At 58.1% G+C, this 986-nt stretch carries 1 protein-coding gene; it reads right to left on the bottom strand.

Annotated elements, in window-relative coordinates:
- A partial coding sequence (locus AB3X89_RS39920; RefSeq protein WP_368588021.1) for an IS1182 family transposase occupies nt 1–986 on the bottom strand: 986 nt, incomplete at both ends.

Here is a 986-nt window from a genome sequence, read left to right as displayed (position 1 = left end):
CACAGGTACTGGTCATCTTTGGCGATGTAAATGAAGTCGGCCCGGTCGAACCGACCGTCAGCCTTTGCACCGGAGGTTTGGCTCTTTGGCACCAGCGCCGCAATACCCGCGTCGTCGCACGCCTTGATCTCCGGTGCGCTGAAGTATCCGCGGTCTGCCAGTGCCTTGATTTTCTTCTTGCCCATCGCATCGCGCGCGGCTTTAGCCATCGGGCTCAACTGCGTTCGGTCGCTGCCGACATTCGTGACTTCGTGGGCGACGATGAGATGGTGTCGGGTGTCGACGGCTACCTGGACGTTGTAGCCAACCACGCCCGTACCCTTGGCTTGCGAGATCATCGAGCGTGAGTCGGGGTCGGTCATCGAGATCTGCTTTTCCGGCAGATCGTTCAGAAGCTCTGCCGCGTGATCCAGCTCGCGCATCTGTTCGCGCAGCGTCTCGATCTTCTCCCGTAGCCGCTCAGTCTTCGCTTCTACCTCGGCTGGTTGAGTGCGATCGGCAGTCTCCAGCGCATCCAGATAACGCTGGATGCTTTGTTCGATCTGCTCCTGACGCCGCGCAATCTTGTTGGGCGTGAAGTTGTTGTCGCGGCTGTTGACCGCCTTGAACTTGCTGCTGTCGATGGCCACGGCCGCTTGTGTGAACAGCTTCAGGTCACGGCATATCACGACGAAGCGACGGCATACGTTGCGAATACCATCACCATTGCTGCGCCTGAACTCGGCAATCGTCTTGAAGTCTGGCGCAAGCCGGCCGGTCAGCCACATCAGTTCGACATTGCGCTGGCACTCCCGCTCCAGACGTCGGCTCGACTGCACGCGATTGAGATAGCCGTAGATATAGATCTTGAGCAGCACTGTGGGGTGGTAAGACGGTCGACCAGTGATTGCAGGCGTGGCGCCTTCAAATCCCAGAGAAACCAGTTCGAGTTCTTCAACGAATGCGTCGATGATCCGGACGGGATTGTCTTCTGCAATAAAGTCATC

Source organism: Paraburkholderia sp. BR14320, from assembly GCF_040948665.1.
In the GTDB taxonomy this organism is placed as follows: domain Bacteria; phylum Pseudomonadota; class Gammaproteobacteria; order Burkholderiales; family Burkholderiaceae; genus Paraburkholderia; species Paraburkholderia youngii.
The sequence above is the reverse complement of the archived record's forward strand: the minus strand, read 5'-3'. Positions and strand labels throughout refer to the sequence as shown.